This window comes from Vibrio sp. UCD-FRSSP16_30 (assembly GCF_001676025.1).
GTDB lineage: Bacteria > Pseudomonadota > Gammaproteobacteria > Enterobacterales > Vibrionaceae > Vibrio.
This window is the reverse complement of record NZ_LZFW01000013.1, coordinates 180,635-199,274: the sequence shown is the minus strand read 5'-3', so window position 1 is coordinate 199,274 and position 18,640 is coordinate 180,635. Positions and strand designations below refer to the sequence as shown.

11 protein-coding genes are annotated in these 18,640 nt (G+C 43.0%); 6 read left to right on the top strand and 5 right to left on the bottom strand.

Annotated elements, in window-relative coordinates:
* Positions 1-532: 532 nt before the first annotated feature.
* A complete protein-coding gene (locus A9260_RS08100; protein ID WP_082957021.1) occupies positions 533-4,159 on the bottom strand; it encodes a glycosyl hydrolase family 18 protein in 3,627 nt (1,208 codons plus the stop codon).
* 739 nt (positions 4,160-4,898) lie between these two features.
* On the opposite strand from A9260_RS08100, the gene A9260_RS08095 reads away from it, so the two are divergent.
* Positions 4,899-5,372, top strand: a complete 474-nt coding sequence (locus tag A9260_RS08095; protein ID WP_068697877.1) for a Fur family transcriptional regulator — start codon at positions 4,899-4,901, stop codon at positions 5,370-5,372.
* Between the two features lie 72 nt (positions 5,373-5,444).
* Here the strand turns inward: A9260_RS08095 and A9260_RS08090 are convergent, their stop codons facing one another.
* A complete protein-coding gene (locus A9260_RS08090; RefSeq protein ID WP_068697876.1) occupies positions 5,445-6,320 on the bottom strand; it encodes a LysR family transcriptional regulator in 876 nt (291 codons plus the stop codon).
* 105 nt (positions 6,321-6,425) lie between these two features.
* Between A9260_RS08090 and A9260_RS08085 the strand changes: the two genes are divergently transcribed.
* Entirely contained in the window at positions 6,426-6,827 is a 402-nt protein-coding gene (locus A9260_RS08085; protein WP_068697870.1) for a CidA/LrgA family protein, read from the top strand.
* Positions 6,827-7,516, top strand: coding sequence for an LrgB family protein (locus A9260_RS08080; protein WP_068697869.1), 690 nt, complete (start codon positions 6,827-6,829; stop codon positions 7,514-7,516). Before A9260_RS08085 ends, A9260_RS08080 begins: the two co-directional genes overlap by 1 nt.
* A 108-nt stretch (positions 7,517-7,624) precedes the next feature.
* On the opposite strand, the gene yjeH is transcribed toward A9260_RS08080, so the two are convergent.
* The 3 genes from yjeH to A9260_RS08065 form a co-directional block, all read right to left on the bottom strand.
* Complete coding sequence (yjeH, locus tag A9260_RS08075; RefSeq protein ID WP_068697867.1) at positions 7,625-8,875, bottom strand: L-methionine/branched-chain amino acid transporter; 1,251 nt, start codon at positions 8,873-8,875, stop codon at positions 7,625-7,627.
* 71 nt (positions 8,876-8,946) lie between these two features.
* Positions 8,947-9,198, bottom strand: a complete 252-nt coding sequence (locus A9260_RS08070) for a hypothetical protein (protein WP_068697865.1) — start codon at positions 9,196-9,198, stop codon at positions 8,947-8,949.
* Positions 9,199-9,289: 91 nt separating this feature from the next.
* On the bottom strand, positions 9,290-10,309 hold the full coding sequence (locus A9260_RS08065; protein WP_068697863.1) for a LacI family DNA-binding transcriptional regulator: 1,020 nt from the start codon (positions 10,307-10,309) through the stop codon (positions 9,290-9,292).
* Positions 10,310-10,503: 194 nt separating this feature from the next.
* Here A9260_RS08065 and A9260_RS08060 point away from each other — a divergent pair, with 194 nt between their 5' ends.
* From A9260_RS08060 to fdhF, 3 genes are all read left to right on the top strand, one after another.
* Entirely contained in the window at positions 10,504-11,637 is a 1,134-nt protein-coding gene (locus tag A9260_RS08060) for a Gfo/Idh/MocA family protein (protein WP_068697948.1), read from the top strand.
* Positions 11,638-11,855: 218 nt separating this feature from the next.
* Positions 11,856-14,138, top strand: coding sequence for a 5-methyltetrahydropteroyltriglutamate--homocysteine S-methyltransferase (gene metE / locus A9260_RS08055; RefSeq protein ID WP_197485234.1), 2,283 nt, complete (start codon positions 11,856-11,858; stop codon positions 14,136-14,138).
* Between the two features lie 191 nt (positions 14,139-14,329).
* A complete protein-coding gene (gene fdhF / locus A9260_RS08050) occupies positions 14,330-18,589 on the top strand; it encodes a formate dehydrogenase subunit alpha (protein WP_068697859.1) in 4,260 nt (1,419 codons plus the stop codon).
* The last annotated feature ends 51 nt before the right edge of the window (positions 18,590-18,640 follow it).

Here is an 18,640-nt window from a genome sequence, read left to right as displayed (position 1 = left end):
ATTATTTATACATAATTGCTGCTTTGTAAAATAATGATGTTTGAGGTCAGGATAATAGTTTGAACAGAAAATAGGTCATATATACCAATGCCTTACTGGTTTTATAATTGACTTGGCGTCTTGAATGGAGATTATTTACCTATTTTAATTTAGGTTTAATTGCATTGTTTTTGTGCTGTATTCATCGATTCACTATTTGTGTGTGAAGTTTAAGGTATGTGAATTTTAACAACATAAGCAACTTATGGGTGATTCGTACCTTCTGTTATTGTCTTTGGTTCGGGCTATTACGACTGTCAATAACTATGGGTGTCCACTTAAAAGAAAGCATTGAATGCTCAATCAAATAGCAAGGAAGTCTTTAACTTATAGGTAGCCGCACATGCATAAGGGAGATAAAGGTGCATACCCAAAAGGGATGATAATTAAGATGGGTGTCCATATAAAAGAAAGCGGATGAAAATATCAGGGTCAGTTTGGAAGATACCAGACTGACCCTGTGGTTTATTTTTGTTGGTTGATAGTTAGAGGGTTATGGGCAAGTTGCTGCGTCCCAGAACCAGCTTCCTGCTTTTGGTGTTTCCCATACGCCAGGGTTGTTTTTGGCGATAAAACATTCACCTTGGTATTTAACCATATCGCCATTGCTGACATTGGTTTGACCGCCAACCCAATCCACAACATCGCCTGGTGTTACTTCAGGGTCTGTTCCTGGAATTTCAGGCTCTGGATCTGTGCCTGGGTTTTCAGGTTCAGTGCTGTTTCCAGGGTTGTATTCTGGTAACTCTGGGAAGGCTGACTTAATGCCGATAACTTGGTCATCAATTAAGAAACGAATCCCTTGAGTGCCAATTGTTGCAGGGAGGTAGAACACTAAATCAAGTGTTGTCTCGCCACCAGGCGCTAGAGATTGCCATGTCGGTAGTACTAACTCAACAACGTGGAAATCTTCTACTAGATGATTTTCACGCTCGCCCTGCACGTTGTCGTTTCCTGCGCTATGGGTCAGTGTTGCGCCCATTCCTGACCAGTCTGTCAATACATCTGAGGTTGATGTAGGCAGTAGGAATTGAATGGTCGTTCCGCCCGCAAGCTCCACATTACTGTTGTTGGTTAATGTGAATTTAGGATTGAACGGGTAGTTGTTATCACCTACTGGGAATTCAACGGCAATGTCGATATCCACTTGTGATGTTGGAGTATCAAGGATGTCATTGTGCTCAACACTATAAGGTGCTGCGCCTTTGAAGCCTTCATACATTTGCGTCACAAGGGTTTCACCCATGTAGTATTCGTTAGTTTCTTCGTTGAAATCGTAATCGCCAGCGAGCTCCCAAATCATGATGCCACCAAGACCGCGGTCTTTGATGTACTCAATCTTATGTGCCATTGACTCTTCATCTTCAGTGGATAAGAAGACTTGTTTCGAGCTGTTCCATAGCCAAGGTACTTTTGCTTTTTCATCAAAATGACGAGTATAAGTACCAGAGATTACGTGTTTAGGGTTGTTTTCATCAAGCCCCCAATCTTTACCGTAGCTAGGGATTGTGCCTGATAAACCAAGGCTTTGAGCAAACTCAAGGTTCTTAGCGTGCCACATTGGCACGACACCAGCGGCAACTTCTACGCCATTGTCATCAACGTCATGCCAAAGGTTATCAATACCTTCTGCGCCGTTACCACATGGATCATTAAGACCGGTACCTGCTGGGCAATCAGATTGCTGAGGTAGGGGAGCTTGTCCGTTGTAACCGTTAACGCCACCTTCGATGTCTTTCCAACCACGAGTATAGAAAGGTACGCCAATGTTCAGTTTACCTGGGTCTACTGCGCCACGGAAATATTGACCAGCCCAAGCGGCGTTCAAGTAGCCAATACCACGGTATTGTTCCGCGCCATAGATGCCACCCATCTCTAGTTCAATGTCATTACGATTATCAAACAAAGCGGCATTGTGCCCAACGTAGTGGTTCCAAGTGCCGTGGAAATCGTAAGTCATCAAGTTGATGAAGTCTAAATAGTCAGTGACCTGGAAGTTTTCCATGCCGCGCAATAGGTAGGCCGATGATGGAGAAGCAATCGTGAATACGTATTTACGACCATCTTCTTCACCCGCTTGGTCTAGCTTTTCACGAGTGACTTTCATCAATTCAACGTAGTTGCCAAACAACTGACCACGACATTGATTAGACATTGGCCAATCGATAGGGTTACCCGCATCATTCATTGATGTTGGGTATTCGTAATCGTAATCGATACCATCAAAACCATATTTACGAATGTATTCAACAGATTGTGTTGCAATCTTATCGATACCTTCGTGGTTCACGGTACAGTTAGGATTAGTTGTCCCTGAATAGAATCCGCCTGTTTCAGCCCATCCGCCAACGGCTAGGATAGTTTTCACATCAGGGTAAATTTTCTTATATTTGTTTAGTAGGTTGAAGTGACCTTTGTAAGGCAGAGATGGATCCATTTCTGCGCCAGCAACGCCAGGCCATTCCATTTCGGTCGCACTTTCATCAAGGGTAAACTCGATAGTATCTGCATCTAAACCAGCAAACGCATAGTTAATATGGGTGATTTTTTCCCATGGGATATCTTTAACTAGATAAGTAGGTAGACCGTTACTGCCGTTTCTCCAAGAGGTAAAGTAACCCACCACTCGGCGAGGGTGATCATCACCCATACACTCACGCACATCGCCTTGGCTATCTGTGTAGTAAACCTGTGAAATATCACAAGACAGGTTACCAAGATTATTGTCATCGATGACAGTAACATTGATATTGGTGCTAGAAGTCAGTGCTTCTTCATCTGTCGCGATAGCGGTCAGTTTAACGCTTCCTGAGGTAACAGGCGTCCATTCACAAGCAAAATCATTACCAGATACCGCATTAAACTCACAGATTGTGCTGTCATTAGCGGTGATGGTAACAGAGGCTAGGTCATCGTGCTCTGCACTGGCATCAACACTGATTTGTACTGGTTGATTGAGCTTTGCAATACTGCCTTGGCTTGGAGAGGTAAATTGAACCTGCGGCGCTAAAGCAACTTCGTCTTTATTTTGTAGCGTAAGAGCAAAGCGTTGCTCGGCAACGGTGACAGTATTTTCACCATCGTTATAAGTACCGCTTACAAGAACTTCATACTGACCTTCAGCTAAGTTTTCGCCTTCTAAGGAAGCGGCAAAAGTACCGTCAATACTTTGTTGTACGTTGGCAAACACCTGAGCGCCTTGTACCAATTTAGCATCGACTAAAATCTCAGTATTTGTTTCAAGTACTAGGGGAATAGTAACGGCGGAGTCAACGAGTTCGTATTCAGATTGCAGACCACTGATGGTAATTATTGGGTCAATATCTGGCGTTTCTTCATCTGCTTGGGTTAAATTGACCGAGAAGCTTTGCTCAGCAATAGAAATCAGCTGACCATCATCGTCGTAAGTGCCGCCGACCAGAATCTGATAATCACCCTGATTTAAGTTTTGTCCTTGAAGAACAAACGCAAGTGAGCCATTGACTACTTGAGTCAGTTCTGCAAATACTTGGCCGTTTTGTACAAGCTTGGCGTAAGTATCAATCTCGCCAGTACTGGTCACGTTAAATGCAATATCCACTGCATTGTCGGTTAAAGCGTATTGTCCTTTCAGGCCAGAAACAGTGAGTTCTGGCTCAGTGATAACAGGTGGTTGTTCAGTTGAGTTGTTGTTAAATACAATTGAGCGTTCAAAGTCGCTGATGCTTTCTAGTTTTCCGTCATAGCCAAAAGAGAAAGAAAAAGAGTTATTGGCTGTGAGTTGGTCTTTAATCCAAGCACCATCATCAAAAATAAAGGTGACGCGATGCAATACGCCTGCAGGTGTGACCTCTCGGGCAATATCCCAAGTTGGGTATGTCAGTTCAGTACCTGCAAATTGAAAACTACTGACACTGGTTGGAAGAACAAACTCTAACGTTGCCCCTCGTAGATCAATGGCGGTATCACTGGCGTTTTGTACATCAATTTTATAAGTACTCCACCACTGACTTTCTGTTGCGGAGGTATCAATGTCGATGCTGTTTACTTCGCTGGCATGGGCCATTGCGATAGTAATTGTGTTCAAACACAGCCCTGCTATTAGAGCTGAGGAAACACTGGCTAACCGTATATTACTCATAATATCCTTAATAAAATTTCAAATTTGAGAAAATTCTCATTAAAATTTCAAGAACCGAAATCGGAAATCAGTGTAAGTAGCCATTAAATATCAGTAAATACTTATTTTTCTAATTGAATTATGTTTGTGGGTTACTTTATAGTTTAATTGTTTGATGTTGATTTTAATAAAAAAACAAGATAGAGAACTTGTTTTCAATATAAGTTGATATTATTTGTTATAGCAGGAATTCAAATTTAAATATAAAGTAATAAAATTGCGCCAAGAAGAGGTAGGAGTCATGTTGGTTGTAAGTTATTGATTTTAGGTGGCTTATCTTAGATTTCTATTTTTTCTTAGATTGATTTGTCACTTTTTATCGTATAGATATATAGCAGTGTATTATTAATTTAATTAACTAAGTGAAATATTATAATGCTGATTTCTCTTAAATTTCCGCCTTAATTGTTAATGATAGGTAATAATCAATTAATTGTCTTTTTAATAGAGGATATATAGTGTAATCCGCTGATCTATCGTTAATGATTGTATTATTATAACTGAATGTAAATAGTATCACATACGGTTTGTTTCAGTGGTTATTTTGATTATAAGTGATCAAGGATAGCTTCAATTGACAGAGACTCGCACAATGCTGAACACATAAAGGATACATTTTTGAGTAAACTGTAGCTAAAATGATACTATTTGAAGTAGAATTACTTGTTATTTTTCTTAAGTTCATACTGTAAAGGTACCCATGCCAGACATCGATCAATACTCTAACACTGAATTAATTGTTGAACACGCCACGGCAAAATGTAAGAAAAATGGTGGTCAACTAACTGTTAAGCGTAAGCAAGTACTGTTGTGCTTAACCAGTTCAGAAAAGGCACTCTCTGCCTATGAAGTTATCGATCTATATAAAGAGATGTTTAGCGAGAATATGTCAGCAATGTCGGTATATCGCATTTTAGATTTCTTGCAGGAGCAAGGATTGGTACACCGATTGCAGATTGCCAATAAATACATTTCTTGTATGCACATTACCTGTGAACACAATCATGCCACAGCCCAATTTCTGATCTGCTCTAAGTGTTTCAAAGTAAAAGAGGTCAGCATCGATTCTGCGGTGATTGAGGAGCTAAAACAAAATGTAGCTAAAGCGGGTTTTGTTTTTGCCAGTGAGCAGCTTGAGGTGAATTGTTTGTGTGAGGAATGTAAAGACCTTTAGAAGAAGCGCACATTGATACCAATTATCTTCTAGATACTCTCTTTCTTTGATATCAATGTGGCTTTCGCTATTTTATTCGTGAGGCTGATTACTTCGTATTAGATCCAACATTGCTTCACTGGCTTTAGAGATGTAATGGTCTTTGCTCCAGATAGCGGCTAATTCCCAGCGAATGTTTTGTTTCATGGGTATGAAGTAATAGTCATTGCTATTGAGCCTTTGGCAGATAGGTTCAGGCATAAAGCTAACTCCCATTCCACTTTTGACCATTGCCGCCAAAAAGTCCCACTGGCTGCTTCTTACTCCAATATTTGGTGTAAAGCCGTGTTCTAAACACATTTGTGAAATGACTTCTGAGATGACAAATTCGGAGTTATACAAATAGAAAGGCAGATCTTTTAAATCGACAATGTCGATCGTTTCTATATTTTGCCATTGAGGTGTTTTAGGCAGTACCGCGAGAATGCGATGAGTGCCCATAGGCCAAGTGTTAAAATGAGAATCAGCCTGAGTGAGCATGGTAATAGAAATATCGATTTTGCCTTTAACAACATCACTTTCCAGTTTCCGACTACCACTTTCCACAATCGACACTTCAATATCTGGGTATAAATGAGAAAATTCTTGGATAAGGTGAGTGTAGAGGTGCCCAACCATAGGTGGAATGCCCAGTGTTATCTTACCGGACTTAAGTTGCTGTAGATCACTGAGACGAACTTCCATTTCTTTTTGCTGAAATAGCATGGACTCCGCGTATTGAAAGACAATTTTGCCCGCTTCGGTTAACGCAATATCTCTGCCATTTCGATAAATTAAGGCTTGTGCATAAGTCGCTTCTAAAGACTTTAATGCTTTACTGATAGTCGGTTGCGTGACAAACAACAGCTCAGATGCCTTGGTAAAGCTTCCGGTGTTGATCAGTGTCACAAAGTAATGGAGGGCTTTCATCGTACTTTACATTCCTTTTTGGAATACTTTGTGCCTATATTATTCATTTGAGTTCACATTATCAATGTTTGATAATCCGCATGAAATATTTTATTGGCAATTTTTATGAACAGACAGAAGTTAAAGCTCAAATACATCGGTACAACACTACTACAAGTTTTTGTATTGTGTCTTATCTGGCTACTCTCCGATTGGGTGGTTAGCGCATTCCATATTCCTCTACCGTCTAATGTTTTCGGAATGTTTTTGTTATTAGCACTGCTATTTAGCAACACAGTAAAAGTGAAGTGGTTAAAGGCGGGTTCAAACTGGCTGATTGCTGAAATGCTTCTGTTTTTTATCCCTGCAGTCATTGCGATTGTTAACTATGGTCCGTTGTTTGAACATCAAGGACTCAAAATTGGCATCGTGATTGTGGTGAGTACTATTTTTGTTCTTACTGTCACTGCGGTCGTTGTTGATACTGTGTATCGATATGAGCTTAAAAAAATAAGAAGTAATCGCTAATGAACACTCATACTTATATCGCTATATTTTGTTTTTTGTTCACTTTAGGTGGCTATTATTGCACTAAAGCAATGTATGGCCGCTTTAAGCAAATTTGGCTTATCCCGTTGGCATCGGTTCCTGTTCTGATCGTTGCGATGCTGCTGCTACTTGATATTAGTTATAAAGACTATATTCAAGAGTCTCATTGGTTAGTATGGATGTTAGGTCCTGCAACCGTTGCCTTTGCAATTCCTGTTTATGAAAACAGAAAGGTCATTAGAAATCACTGGTTATCGATTTCTGTCGGGGTTGTGGTTGCAGTTATTGCTGCATTATTTAGCACCATATTATTGAGTAAAGCGTTACATTTATCCGATATCTTGCAAAAAAGTTTAGCGGTTCGTTCTATCACAACGCCGTTTGCAGTAGTGGCTTCTAAAACCATTGGTGGTAAACCTGACTTAACCGCAATATTTGTGGTAATGACTGGGATTGTCGGCATTGTGGTGGGTGAAACCATGTTGCGTATATTCCGTGTACGTTCTCGCCACGGTATTGGTGCAGGTTTAGGCGCTTGTGCGCACGGTTCTGGTACTGCTATCGCCTATAGTATTCATACTAAAGCGGGAACAATCGCGAGTTTGATTATGTTATTCTCGGGTGTGGCTACGGTATTAATCGCACCTATGATCGCATTAGTCGCGTGATGTAACGACTGCCGAATAAACGATCAAAAAGAAAGGCGCTGCTTCTAATCTGTAATTAGAGTCAGCGCCTTTTTTATTTTCAGAGCTTCAACTTGCTTGGCTGATCAGTTACTGACTACGTTTGGTATTAAACATAGGGATGCAAAACCACAAGAAGACAAATAAGCCAATGGCATACAGCGCCGCAAGGCCGATAGAGAATAGAACCAATACACAAAGTACAATGGATAACCCTGCAAGATAGCGCCCACCACCATTTAAGAGCTTTAATGCACTGAGCATGGCAAACAGATAAATCATCACAAAGATACCGTTCGCTAGCGTTAAAAATAGATCGATTTCAATGCCGGATAACGCGCCAAACAGGCAAGATAACGCTAGGGTGATCCCAACAATGGCAGTGGCTTTGATTGGCACCCCTTTTCTTGATAAACGAGTGATGGCGCTATCAGGGCGATATTCTCGCGCTAAAGACCAAATCATTCGAGATAGACTTTGTGTATAAAGATTGATGGTGGCAAAACAAGCCAAAAAACCAGTCAGATTGATGAGCCAACTGACATTAGAACCTAGCAGTAAGTTTGAAAGATAGGGCACTGAGGTGGTGTTAAGTTGCTGGGTGCCATAAGCGTGGTGCTTTAAAATTACCGTAGAAAATAGATAATAGATGGCACCCGCAATCAGACAGCCCACTAATATGGCAATCGGGTAGTCACGCTCAGGTCGTTTAAATTCCTCTCCCATATGCGCAAACGCTTCAATGCCGACAAAGCACCAAAACATAACCGCAATGGCCTGACCAATGGGCGCTAAGTCATGACTAGGTATGCTCTGAGGCAGAGTGTCAGAGACGGTAATATCGCCCAAATAGACAAATAGCCCTACTAATACCACGACACCAATCGCAATGCCCGTTTGAAATTGACTGGATACTTTACTGCCGGAAAAATTAACCACCATCAGTAGAGCAACCACGATCAATTGTGCGGTTATGGGTTGAGATAAACTTTGTGGTAGAAATTGCTGGGCAAATCCACCTGCAATCGCAATGGCGGCAGGAACGCCAACAGGAATGACGCTAATGAACAGCAGGGCGATGACTTTTTCCAGCCTTGAGCCATAGGCCAATTTGACAAAGTAAGACGCGCCTCCGGCGTTAGGGTAGCGTTTACCTAATGCTGCGAAGGTGAATGCAATAGGGCACACGGCAATAATGAGTAGCCACCATGCCCATAGGATATTTTCACCTGCAATACTGGCTGCGATAGCCGGCACCATAAATAGGCCAGTGCCGAGCAGAGTTGTCGACATTTGACCTATTCCACCGATTAGGGTGATGTCTCTTTTTAGCTCGGACATAGAGTTCCTAAAGACCGTATTTATATTGGATTGTGTGGGTTGTGTAGATTATGTAGATTGTTATTATGGTCTCATTGACAGGCTTTGGCTTTGTCCAATAACTCATTTTGTGTGTAAAGCTCGGCTGAAGCCCCCTCTGCGATAAGATCGATAACCGTAAACTGTGTCAGATCAGAAAACTCTTTAGTTAAATGATCTTTAAAAGCCCGTTCATTGGGCCATTTACCGCGCACGATATAGCCCTCATCTTTATCAAAATCATCGGTTTCAAAGAATGAAAAATCAGTCATTCCAATATTGTGGCAATACAAAACTAGATACATGTCAGTTCCTTTGCGCCTTTCTGCGCAATTTAAATCTACGTGATTAAAATAAGTAGGTAGAGTGGTGAAGATAATCGATTGAGATGATCAGTTAATTACTACGATTGATATCACGCACAGAATCTCGTTTAATTAACTGACACGGAACAATCGTGCGCTGCATAGTCTCATGTTTACCTTCGATAAATTCAATTGCAAGCTTGGCGCTTTCACTGCCAATCTTATGAGCGTCTTGGCGCAATACCGTGATAGGCACTTTAAACAACTCGACCATGGGAATTTCATCAAAGCCTAAAACAGAAGCTTGCTCGGGAATTTCGATATTGACGCGATTAAACGTTTGCAGTAGCTCGATGGTAATGGCGAGATGTTGACTAAAAAATGCAGTCGGGGCAACACTTTGCTGTAGTAACTGAGCCGGATCTTGCTCAAAGCCTTTTTCTCTATCCCAATACAAAATCAAATCCGCATTTTCAGTCATGCCGTGTTTATTCAGTGCTTGCACATAGCCCTCGTAACGGGCTTTACGAGAGTCACTATTAAAGGATTTTTGTGCCACAAAGCAAATGCGCTGGTGGCCCATTTCTATCAAATGTTCAGTTGCCTGAAAAGCCGCTTGTTGATAGTCCGATAAGACAATACTGCTTTGACAGTTTGGATATTCTAATTGGAATTGTACAACGGGCGTCCCGTTAGCCACAAATTGATTGATCAGTTCTGAGTTTAAACCCGAAGACGCAATGATAATGCCATCCACACACATTTGCTGTAGCGATAGCAATGCCTGCTTTTCTGATTCAGCATCAAAGTCACTGTTATAAATCATGACGTTGTAGTTGTGCTGCTTACAGTAATCGTCAATACCGCGCATGACGCGACTGGTATAAAAGCCGGTTATATCACGCACGACAACCCCAATGGTTTTGGTTTTGACCACTTTTAAGCTGCGAGCAATCGGGTTAGGCACGTAATTGAGTTCTTTAACCGCCGCTTCAATTTTGATTTTTGTCTGCGCAGACATATGACCAAAGCGTCCATTTAAGAACTGAGATACGGTACTTTTAGAGACGCCTGCATGGGTTGCAACATCGATGATTCGTGTTTTTTTCATATTAGATTTTAAACTGTTAACCCTATCAAATTAGACCATTGACATTTTATTCTGAGATGTAGAATATGACAAGTAAATGGTTTTACTAAATCGGTTTGGTTCAAGGTTTATTATAAGTCAAAGAAGATTTATATGTGGCCTTGTCAAAGCTTAAATAGTGCGATGTAGGTGAGGAAGAAATGACGGGAGAAAAAATGAATCAAAAAGTATTAGTTTTCGGTACCGGATTTGCAGGTCAAGGACATGCAAAAGCATTTACAGATGCCGGAGCTCAAGTGGTCGGTATTGTGGGGCGTACTGAACATGTGGTCACGCAAGTCGCGCAAGATCTCGCCATTCCTTACTCTGGCACGAACTGGGTGCAGGCTTTAGAGGATTGTAAACCCGGTATCGTTTCTATCGCCACACCAGGCGGCGCTCATGTTGAGGCGATTAAACAAGCCATTGGCTTTGGCTGTCATGTCTTTTGCGATAAACCTTTAACGGAAAGTGGCGAAACGGCGCTTGAAATCTATCTCTTGGCCAAAGAAAAAGGCGTTAAAACCGCGTTTGCTTCGAGCTTTCGTTATATGCCAGAAATTATGCATGCCAAACAATTGGTCGCGGAAGGCCTCATCGGTGAGCCAACAGAAGTTGAGTGTATTTCTCACTTTAATTTAGACCGTAACATTCCTTTTGGTTGGTCACATAAAGCAGAAGCTGGTGGGGGACGACTCAACAATAACTTTACTCACCTATTGTCGATTGTGACCTCAGTTGTAGGCGAGGATATTTTGTCCATTAGTGGTGAAGTGCGCAATGACATGCCAAAAGCGCCAGTTGTGGAAGGGGTGCATAATTTTACCGAGCGTCGCAACTTCATTCCTAAAGATATTGACGATCCAAACTTACAGTGGCGTGATTGTGATGTTGAGTGGTCTTATACGGTACTGGCGCAAATTAAAAGCCGTATTCCAGCCGCCAATCCAGTCTCAGTGCTATTTAAACATGGCGGCCTAACGCCTCGTTTTGATGACGATCATATTGTTTTTCATGGCACTAAAGGCTCTATTTACATCAAGGGGCACTATGGCAGTGGACCTTTGTATTTGTGGAAAGAGGGTCAATGGCAAGAGCAAGCATTGCCACAGCAGATCACCGCCGAGCTGCCTAATATAGAGTGTGAAACCCAACGTAGTTGGACTCACTTAGCAACACAGTTAGTGAAAGATGTTAGCGGAATTAAGGTAGAACCTTATCAAACATTTGAAGATGGATGTCGTTATCAGTTAATCATTGATCTTATTCGTAAAAATGATCGCTGGGTTGATGTGACTCATCTTCTGTAATGATAAAGCACTGAAAAACATAAATATTTAAGCGAATAGTTTAAATGATAACGCACAGCCATTGATGAGCTGTGCGTTTTTTATGCGTATTAATCTACGTAACTAGCGTGATTAATTATATTGAAATTTATTCATCATCCATATGAATCATTCGATGTTGTATCCCTACTTGGATTAAGAGATATTTTAGACGTCCAGACATCTTAATAGGGAATAGCATCATGACAACAACACATATTCTTGGGTATCCACGAGTTGGCGCAAAACGTGAATTAAAATTTGCACTAGAACAATATTGGAACGGCAAGACGGACGTGAGTGCGCTACGTGAGGTCGCTTCAGAGATTCGTAGCAACAACTGGCAACTGCAGCAAGACAATCAACTTTCGTTTGCTACTGCCGGTGATTTTGCATGGTACGATCACGTGCTAGGTACTAGCTTGCTGCTAGGTCATGTGCCAAAGCGTCATCAAAATGGCACTACCGATATTGATACTCTATTTCGTATCGGTCGTGGTCAATCTCATTCTAGCTGTGACTGCTCAGGTCAAGCCGCTTCAGATATGACTAAATGGTTTAACACTAACTATCACTATATTGTTCCTGAATTTTCATCTGCCGATACATTTGAAGTGACTTGGACACAGCTGTTTGATGAAATCGAGCAAGCTCAAAAGTTAGGTCACAAGGTTAAGCCTGTGTTACTCGGTCCAATTAGTTATTTATATCTTGGTAAAGAAGTAGAAGAGAGCTTTGATAGGCTGACACTATTGCCTAAACTTCTCACCGCATATCAAGCTATTTTCGCCAAATTACAACAGCTTAATGTGGAGTGGGTGCAAATTGATGAGCCTATTCTCAGCTTAGAGCTTGAAAGCAAATGGCTAGAGAGCTTCAAACCTGCTTATCAAGCAATAAAAAGCGATGTAAAACTGCTACTGACCACTTACTTTGATTCAATTGCAGATGTTTTACCAACCATTACCGAGCTTGATGTTGATGGCTTGCACGTCGATTTAGCTGCTTCACCTGAGCAACTATCGGCTGTTGTTGATGCGCTACCCAACCATTGGGTACTTTCTGCCGGTGCCATTAATGGCCGAAATGTATGGCGAGCCAATCTTGTAGAAAAACTCGAGTTGTTAAAAGAAGCGAAACAAAAGTTGGGTGAGCGATTATGGGTTGCCACCTCTTGTTCGCTGCTGCATAGCCCAGTTGATTTGGAGCAAGAGACAAAACTAGCACAAGAAACGAAACAGTGGTTTGCCTTTGCTAAGCAAAAAGTAGCCGAAGTAAACTGGCTATCTAAAGCCCTAGATGGTGATGCTGAAGCGATTGATTTTTGTCAGCAATACAGCCAACCGATTATTGCTCGCCAGCAATCTACATCGGTTAATAAAGCGGCGGTACAAAAACGAATTGCCAATCTAACAGCGAAAGATGCACTGCGCAGCGCGGCTTATCCTGAACGTGCTCATCATCAAAAAGAAGTACTAAAACTGCCTTTGTTGCCAACGACTACCATTGGGTCGTTTCCGCAAACCAGTGACGTACGAAAAACTCGCGCCGCATTTAAGCGCCAAGAGATCAACCAGCAACAATATGTAGAAACCATTCAAGGGTTTATCAAGGATACGGTTGAGCGACAAGAAGCGATTGGCCTTGATGTGTTGGTGCACGGTGAAGCTGAACGTAACGATATGGTTGAGTATTTTGCGGAGAATCTATCAGGCTTTCAAACCACTCAATTTGGTTGGGTACAAAGCTACGGTTCACGCTGTGTTAAGCCTGCTATTGTGGTTGCAGATATCGAAAGAGAGCAGCCAATGACCGTAGATTGGACTTGCTACGCACAATCATTAACAGACAAACCAATGAAAGGCATGTTGACCGGTCCTGTGACTATCTTGTGCTGGACGTTCCCTCGTGAAGATGTTTCTCGCGAAACCATTACTAATCAGTTGGCGTTTGCTCTGCAAGATGAGGTTGCGGATCTGCAATCGGCGGGCATCAATATTATTCAAATTGATGAGCCTGCAATACGTGAAGGTCTGCCGCTTAAGACAAAAGACCATGCTCATTATCTTGAGTGGGCGGTGAATGCGTTTAAAGTGTCGGCGGCAAGCGCAGCGCCTGAAACGCAAATTCATACTCATATGTGTTACAGCGAATTTAACGAAATTATTGATTCGGTCGCGGAGCTTGATGCAGACGTCATTACGATTGAAACGTCGCGCTCTAACATGGAACTCCTTAATGCATTTGAAGAGTTTAACTATCCAAACGAAATTGGTCCTGGCGTGTATGACATTCATTCACCTAACGTACCCTCTGTCGAGTGGATTGAGCAGCTAATTGAAAAAGCGGCGACTCGTATTCCCGTTGAGCGTTTGTGGGTCAACCCAGACTGTGGATTGAAAACCCGTCACTGGGAAGAAACAGAAGCCTCACTACACAACTTAGTTGAAGCCACCCAACGTCTACGAGCAAAACTTGCATAATAGGCAGTAAAAACAAAAGGCTAGCATTTGCTAGCCTTTTTTGATCCTCCAACCAGTTACATTATTTGTATGACAATTAGCCAATACCGTTAGTTTCATAGTAAGATTAATGTATAGCCACACAGTATGAGTGGTTATTCCTATTTTAATAATAAAAATCCGTAAAACGGACTGAGTACTAGGAGTTGGGTATGGTGCAGATTGTCATTGATGGAAAGTATCGAGTAGTCGAAGAAGGAATGACACTACTTGAAGCTGCAAAGGTGTGTGGTGTCGAGATCCCATCACTTTGCGGCGCTAACAAAAGTGGCGAGAAAGTGCCTTGTGATTTGTGTGTTGTTGAAGTAAAAAACACAGCAATAGACGGTGCGGAAAGAGAAAGCCCGGAAATAGAAAGCATGGGAATAGAGCACAGCGCTATACAGCGCTCCTGTGAGCTTGAGGTTTACAGTGGTCTGAACGTGAATACCCAGTCTGTTGACCTTAGTGAGCATCGCCGAAAAGCGTTAGATAGAATCATGACCGATCACTACGCAGATTGTGAAGCGCCATGTAAAACGGCGTGTCCTGCTGGGGTTGATATTCAATCTTATCTTTATCACATCGCACAAAATGATCATCAAAAAGCCATTGAAGTGATTAAACGCACCCTACCTATGCCTCTATCTATTGGCCGAGTTTGCCCTGCATTTTGTGAAACAGAATGTCGCCGCGGGCTAGTGGATGACTCCATCGCTATTCGTCAGTTGAAGCGTCATGCCGCCGATGCCGATCTTGAGGCGCAACAAGCCTATATCGCCCCTAAAAAAGAACCGAAGAATAAACGTATCGCTATTGTGGGCGGTGGACCGGGTGGATTAACCGCCGGCTACTATCTGTCTAATGAAGGCTTTGAGGTGACTGTATTTGAATCCATGCCCCATGCCGGTGGCTGGCTTCGTTACGGTATTCCTGAATATCGCTTGCCTAAAGATATCCTAGATAAAGAAATTGAGCTGATGTGTCGCAATGGCATGTCGGTCGAATGCGGTAAAAAATTGGGTCAAGATTTTACGCTCTCCTCCCTAAGCCAAGATTATGATGCGGTATGCCTTGCTGTTGGCGCGTCCAAGGCCGTAGAAATGAACTACACAGGTAGCGATCTTGAGGGTTGTTATTTGGGCGTTGATTACTTAAAAGATTACGTAACAGATAAGAACTACTTAACGGGTAAAAAAGTTGCGGTGATTGGTGGTGGCAATACCGCCATTGATTGCGCACGAACGGCGGTGCGTGATGGCGCTGATACCACTTTGATTTATCGCCGTACTCGCGCTGAAATGCCAGCTGAAGATTATGAAATTGAAGAAGCAGAACATGAAGGTGTGAAGTTTCATTTTCTGACTAATCCTGCACAAAATATTGCAGGCGCCGATGGGCGAGTTAATGCGATTCGTTTAGAAAAAATGGCATTGGGCCTAGCTGATGCTTCAGGTCGTCGCAGCCCTAAAGCGACGGGTGAGTTTTTTACCGAAGATTTTGATACGGTGATCGCCGCAGTATCGCAAAAGCCAGATTTGAGCTTTATGGATGATGAGTCACTTGAGATCCCGTTGACTCGCTGGAATACAGCCGATGTTAACCCCGATACCATGCATACAGGGACGGGAAATATTTTTAGTATTGGTGATTTTCGCCGCGGCCCAGCAACGGCGATAGAAGCGGTGGCCGATGGGCGTATTGTGGCGCAAGCTATTGACCGTTTTTTTGATGGTGATATGCAAGATATCCCTGTTGTCCCGTTTAACTCTCGTAAAGGTAAAAACCTAAAGCAGGTTGATCCTGTGCACTTTCAAAATATCCAAAAAGTGGCTCGTTCAATCATGCCTGAGCTAACCAGTAGCCAGCGTGAACAAAGCTTTTCTGAAGTTGAATTAGGTTTTGATAATGCGCAAGCTATGGCGGAGGCCGCCCGTTGTTTGGAGTGTGGCTGTCAAGCCAATACCGACTGCGACTTGCGAGACTATTCTACGCAATATAATGCAAAACAGTCATTTAGCGGTATTGTCGATATTAAGTCTGATGATGATTGGCAAGTTATGCGCGCTAATGATTCTCGTCAAAAATTTGCCGTAGATGACAGTTCCGAGTTCATTATCTTTGATGCCAACCGCTGCATTAGTTGTGGTCAGTGCGTGCAAGCATGTCGCGAACAGTCAGTACATGGCGTACTCAGTTTTATGACCAATAAAGATGGTCGTCCCGCAGCTCGCCCTGAATGTCGTCCTAATTTTGGTCAAAATCAGACCTTGATGGGGGATTCGGCATGTGTTCAATGCGGAGCTTGTATTCAGGTGTGCCCAACCGGCGCAATGATGGACGGCCGTGATAAAGCGCAAGGGCGAATCGAACAACTTAAAGTGGTGGATACAATCTGCACCTATTGCGGTGTGGGGTGTAAAGTCAGCATGCACGTGGACGAACAGGCCAATGAAATTCGCTATGTGAAAGGTGGTGACTCGCCAGTAAATGAAGGCATGCTTTGTGTGAAGGGACGTTTTGGATTTGATTTTGTCGGGAGCGATGCGCGCTTAACCACTCCGCTGATTCGTAAAGACGGTTGGTTACAGCCAGCCTCTTGGGAAGAAGCGATTGAGCTGGTGGCAAGTAAATTTAGCAGCATCAAACAATCCTTTGGTGGCAATGCACTGGCAGGGTTTTCATCGGCTAAAACGACCAACGAAGATAACTACGCTTTCCAAAAATTTGTGCGTCGTGAGCTAGGCACTAATAATGTCGATCACTGCGCGCGTCTTTGTCACGCCTCAACGGTGACAGGTCTTGAAGCCTCTCTTGGTAGCGGCGCGATGACCAATGATATTCCAAGCATTAAGCACTCTGATGTGGTGTTTGTGATTGGCTCGGATACTACCGCAGCGCACCCGATTATTGCCTCACATATTAAGCAAGCAATCCGTCATCACGGCGCAAGATTAATTGTTGCTGACCCGAAACGTATCGAACTTGCCGATCATGCCGAACTGTATCTGGCGCAAAGACCGGGTACCGATGTGATGCTGCTAAATGGTGTTATGCAACAAATCATTAAAAATGGTTGGTATGACATGGAATACATTGAGGAGCGTGTCGATGGCTTCGATACCTTGCTACAAGAGGTCATGTCACCTAACTATGCGCTGGATAAAGTGGAGTTGGTTACAGGTATCAAAGCAGAAGATGTGTACGCGATGGCGCGCATCATAGGTACTGCCAAGCGCACCGCGGTTTATTACGCAATGGGCATTACTCAGCATACTACTGGGCATGAGAATGTTCGCTCTATTGCTAACTTACAATTGCTTTGCGGAAATATTGGCATTGAAGGTGGCGGGATTAACCCACTGCGAGGTCAATCCAATGTGCAGGGCGCTTGTGATATGGGGGCATTACCCAATAATTATCCCGGTTATCAAAAAGTCTACAATCCGTTGATTCATCAAAAATTTGCTATTGAATGGGATGCGCCAAATTTACCGACAGAAGCTGGGTTAACGCTCACCGAAATTATTGATGCGGCGTGTAAGCGAGAGGTGCGAGGGCTTTATATTATGGGGGAAAACCCTGTGCTAAGCGATCCGGATCAAAGGCACGTATTAGAAGGGCTAGAAGCTCTGGATTTTCTGGTGGTTCAGGATATTTTCTTAACCGAAACCGCTGAATACGCAGACGTGGTACTTCCTTCTTGCTCCTTTGCTGAGAAATCAGGTCATTTCACCAATACAGAACGTCGCGTTCAAAGATTAAATCCTGTGGTCAATCCGCCCGGTGAGGCGCGAGAAGATTGGGTGATCATTCAAGATATTGCGAATGCTATGGGGGGCGGTTGGCGCTATCAAGATGTGAGTGATATTACTTACGAAATCACGCGGGTCACTCCGCAATATGCTGGCCTTGGTTGGGATGCGATTCCAGCTAGTGGCAAGCACTGGCCGAGTAATAAAAATAATCCTCAAGGCACGCGCATTATGCACAAGGAGCAGTTTACTCGCGGGCGAGGGCAGATGGAGGCAATTCCATTTAGATATGCCGCAGAGTTGCCTGATGAAGAGTACCCACTTATTCTCACCACTGGCCGTATCTTGCAGCAGTTCCATACGGGTACCATGACGCGAAAAACGAAGGGGCTGGACAACTTAGCCGGTCCTAGAGCAATGATCAGTGTTGCGGATGCGGAAGAGTTGGGTATTGGAAATAGCGATATGCTGACAGTATCAACTCGCCGAGGGGAGATAGAGATTGCTGCGTTTGTCACTAAGCGCATTCAAAAAGGGGTGGTGTTTATTCCGTTCCATTTTGCTGAATCGCCAGTTAACCGTTTAACAAATACCGCTAAAGATCCACACTCTAAGATCCCTGAGTTTAAAGTCGCGGCAGTTAAAGTTGTGAAGAAATGCACCGAGATGACGAACTAGGCTGAGCAGTGGCTTGCTAGGATTGGTATCTGATACCAATCCTAGACCCTC

Excerpts from the sequence above, each read along its gene's own strand:
- A9260_RS08065 (WP_068697863.1), bottom strand. The coding sequence starts at position 10,309 with ATGAAAAAAACACGAATCATCGATGTTGCAACCCATGCAGGCGTCTCT.
- A9260_RS08070 (WP_068697865.1), bottom strand. The coding sequence starts at position 9,198 with ATGTATCTAGTTTTGTATTGCCACAATATTGGAATGACTGATTTTTCA.
- fdhF (WP_068697859.1), top strand. The coding sequence starts at position 14,330 with ATGGTGCAGATTGTCATTGATGGAAAGTATCGAGTAGTCGAAGAAGGA.
- A9260_RS08095 (WP_068697877.1), top strand. The coding sequence starts at position 4,899 with ATGCCAGACATCGATCAATACTCTAACACTGAATTAATTGTTGAACAC.
- A9260_RS08060 (WP_068697948.1), top strand. The coding sequence starts at position 10,504 with ATGAATCAAAAAGTATTAGTTTTCGGTACCGGATTTGCAGGTCAAGGA.
- A9260_RS08090 (WP_068697876.1), bottom strand. The coding sequence starts at position 6,320 with ATGAAAGCCCTCCATTACTTTGTGACACTGATCAACACCGGAAGCTTT.
- yjeH (WP_068697867.1), bottom strand. The coding sequence starts at position 8,875 with ATGTCCGAGCTAAAAAGAGACATCACCCTAATCGGTGGAATAGGTCAA.
- A9260_RS08085 (WP_068697870.1), top strand. The coding sequence starts at position 6,426 with ATGAACAGACAGAAGTTAAAGCTCAAATACATCGGTACAACACTACTA.
- A9260_RS08100 (WP_082957021.1), bottom strand. The coding sequence starts at position 4,159 with ATGAGTAATATACGGTTAGCCAGTGTTTCCTCAGCTCTAATAGCAGGG.
- A9260_RS08080 (WP_068697869.1), top strand. The coding sequence starts at position 6,827 with ATGAACACTCATACTTATATCGCTATATTTTGTTTTTTGTTCACTTTA.